Raw genomic sequence first — 3,670 nt, 5'->3', positions numbered from 1 at the left:
TAAGTAGAAGTGAAAAATTACAAAGTCTTTAAATTAGATAATTTATGATTGTGTAAGATATTCAGTTTATTATAAAATTAATTCAAAAAATTAAACAATTATCAATTAATTTCGTATTCAGATTTACGAATGTATATTTTCGTATATTGTACACTATTTCAATCTTAATGTAGATTTCATGTTTAGTAAATTTCATTTACGGTTTACTCTATTAATTGCAATAATTGCAACTTTTTATTGCAATACTGCTAAAGCGCAAGATATTCAGTTCTCTCAATTCTATGCAGTACCACTGTATCACAACCCAGCATTTGCTGGCAGTGTACACGCACCTAGGGCAACGGTACATACTAGATTACAGTGGTTGGGCTTAGATGCGAATTATAAAACATATTATGCTTCTGGAGATACATATTTAGCTAAATATAAAAGTGGTCTTGGCTTTCAAGTACTACATGATATTCAAGGTTCAAGCGTATATTCATCTACTCAATTTTCATTTATATATTCATACGAAATACCTGTTTCCAAGACATTTACGGCACGGTTAGGATTGCAAGCATCTGGTATACAGCGCACATTGAATTATAATGGTTTAAGATTCCCTGGCCAATTTGACGACCCAAATGGTTTTGTTGGGGGGCCTACGAATCAACCAACAGGTATTCAAAATCAATTATATGCAGATATTGGTGCGGGTACACTCGTATATTCAGATAGAATGTGGGGTGGATTTTCTGTAGAACACTTAAATACACCTGTACAATCTTTTGCAGGTGCTACTAAAGATAACTTACCAATGAATTTTCAGTTGACAGGGGGATATAAAATCCCTTTATCTCAGCGTAAGTATTTGGCCTATACAGAAGATAAATCAGAAATAAGCATTACACCAACATTTCATTATAAATCTCAAGGAAAATCAGATCAGTTGGATATTGGTTTATATGGAATGTACAATCAATTAATGGCTGGTGTGTGGTATAGAGGTATTCCTATCAAACATTATGACAAGGATTACAAAATTCCTAACAGAGAATCTGTTGTATTTTTATTAGGCTGGATGTATAAAACTTGGAGTTTTGGATACAGCTACGATTTAACAATATCAAAATTGACAGCTGCCGGGCCAGGCGGATCACATGAGTTTAATATTACTTACATACACAAGCCTGTTAAAAAACATAAACCAATGAGACGTTTACCATGTCCAAGTTTCTACAAACATTAAAAGAACATACTGATATAATGAAAAATCCCGCTTATGGCGGGATTTTTCATTATATCAGTATGAGAAATATTTTTAATTAATGGAAGTAGAATTTAAATTCACCACTCGGTTTTTTTGATTTACCTGTAGTTTTGGACTTTTCTGCAGCAGCTTCATTTGTTTTTTGTCTATTCTTTTCAGAAGCTTTTTGGTTTGCAGTTTTATTTTTTTCGTTTTCTGATACAATTTTATTGGCTTGATTGGCATGAAAACCCTCTTGCTTGGACTTTTGCTTTTTATTCATATAATATTGCTTCTTACCTAAACAAGATAATAAAGATGCTAACATTAACGTTCCAATCAATAACCTTTTCATTCCCAAATGCGTTTTTATTTATTGTAACGCAAATTAACATAATTAGTTTTTCTTACCAATAGAAACAGAATGTTTAAATCTAGATATTTCTTTATAGTAGTCATGTTCTTGAGTATACAGTATTCATTTGCTCAATCCATGCCAAAAGAAGCCCGAAATTATTTAGAAGCGGGGAAGACGTTTTATGACCAAGCAAATTATTTAAAAGCATTGGATCAATATTTATCTGCGTACAAATTTGTTCCAACAGATCCTGGAGTTAATTACTCCATCGCATTGTGCTATATAAATACCTATAGTTACGATAAAGCATTGCAATATCTATTACCTGCAAAAAAAGCTGGGATAAAGGATCCGATGCTAGAGTATTACTTAGGAGTTGCATATCATGCTAATAATAAAATTGATGATGCTATAGAAAGCTTAACGCAATTTAAGAGTGGTTTAAGACCTTCAGATAAAGAATTGCTTCTTCAAACAAATAAATACTTGACATATTGTGCCAATGCCAAATCTCTTATAGCCAAACCGGTTGTAATGAAAATAAGTAATTTAGGTAAAAACATCAACTCTGAATTTCCAGATTATAATCCAGCTATTAGTGCAGATGAATCCACAATAATTTTCACCTCGCGTAGATCTAATTCAACAGGAGGTATAATATCCGAGATGGATGGATATTATTTTGAAGATATTTATATGTCTACCAAAACACCAACAAATGCCTGGGGACAAAGTGTACAATTAGATCAAACGATTAATACTGCAAATCACGATGCCTGTGTTGGGATTTCATCTGAAGGTCAAACAATGATTATATATAAGGATGATGGAGGTGGAGACTTGTACTATAGTCAATTGTCTGGAACAAAATGGGGGAAACCTATATCTTTCGGAAAGTCCATTAATACAGACTATTGGGAGGCATGCGGAAATTTTTCTGCTGATGGTAATTATTTGTTTTTTGTTTCGAATAAAAAAGGTGGCTTCGGAGGAACGGATATTTATTGGTCGAAAAGAAATACAGACGGAACATGGGCTGCTCCCATAAACATGGGTAAAGAAGTAAATACTTCAGAAGATGAATTTTCGCCCTACTTACATGCAGATGGTAAGACTTTCTATTTTAGTTCTCAAGGTCATAATTCTATGGGTGGATTTGATATTTTTCAATCTACAATTCAATTTAGTCAAGGTTTAATAACGTCTTCTATTCCTACAAATCTGGGATATCCTATTAATACTGTTGGCGATGAAATCTATTTCGTTTGGTCGGCAGATAATAAACGTGCATATTTTTCTTCTGCAAGAGAAGGAGGATTTGGCGATAAAGATTTATACATGTTAGAACGTCCAGAAGCCAAAGCAGCATTGGTTTTGTTGAAGGGTACAATTTCTGATTGCAACACACACGACTTTATTCAGGCTAAAATTACGGTTACAGATATCCAAACAGGTAAATTAATTGGGTCGTATATGTCCAATAGTTCAACGGGTAAATATGTTGTGACACTACCTGCAGGTAAAAACTATTCGATTACAGTTGAAGCAAAAGGATATTTGTTCCATTCAAAAAATATAGATATACCAAAACTAGAAACTTTTAAAGAAATTGAAGACGAATTGTGTTTAGAGAAAATTGATATTGGATCTACTATTGTATTGAATAACGTATTCTTCGATGTAAATAAAGCGACACTTAGAATTGAATCAGAAGCAGAATTAAATAAACTAGTTGATATATTAACGAAAAATATTAAAATAAAAATTGAAGTTTCTGGCCATACCGATAGTGATGGAGAAGCTGCTCAAAATTTAATCTTATCCGATGCAAGAGCACATGCAGTAATGGATTACTTGATTAGTAAAGGGATATCTGAAACAAGAATCAAGTATGTTGGTTACGGAGAAGAAAAACCAGTAGCAACAAATGATACACCAGAAAATAAACAGTTGAATAGAAGAACGGAGATTAAAATTTTGGAGAATTAAAAAGTATAGTTACGAGCTGCTAGATTCTAGTTTCTAGAAAAAAGAACAAAATGTAGCTTACGAAGTGCTAAAAAAACAGAAAGGCTTCAGAT

General features: G+C 32.8%; 3 protein-coding genes. 2 read left to right on the top strand and 1 reads right to left on the bottom strand.

The window, feature by feature from the left end; all coding sequences use genetic code 11:
- Positions 1 to 178: 178 nt before the first annotated feature.
- Positions 179 to 1,231, top strand: coding sequence for a type IX secretion system membrane protein PorP/SprF (locus Q0543_RS03540; protein ID WP_299249208.1), 1,053 nt, complete (start codon positions 179 to 181; stop codon positions 1,229 to 1,231).
- Positions 1,232 to 1,307: 76 nt separating this feature from the next.
- Here Q0543_RS03540 and Q0543_RS03535 read toward each other — a convergent pair whose 3' ends face one another.
- Positions 1,308 to 1,586: a hypothetical protein gene (locus Q0543_RS03535; protein ID WP_299249205.1), complete on the bottom strand. Its 279-nt coding sequence runs from the start codon at positions 1,584 to 1,586 to the stop codon at positions 1,308 to 1,310.
- Positions 1,587 to 1,655: 69 nt separating this feature from the next.
- On the opposite strand from Q0543_RS03535, the gene Q0543_RS03530 reads away from it, so the two are divergent.
- Positions 1,656 to 3,578, top strand: a complete 1,923-nt coding sequence (locus Q0543_RS03530; RefSeq protein ID WP_299249202.1) for an OmpA family protein — start codon at positions 1,656 to 1,658, stop codon at positions 3,576 to 3,578.
- Positions 3,579 to 3,670: the final 92 nt, after the last annotated feature.

The sequence above is a fragment of the uncultured Cytophaga sp. genome (genome assembly GCF_937863595.1).
In the GTDB taxonomy this organism is placed as follows: Bacteria; Bacteroidota; Bacteroidia; order Cytophagales; family Cytophagaceae; genus Cytophaga.
Note: the sequence above shows the minus strand (reverse complement) of the source record. Positions and strands in the feature narration are given on the sequence as shown.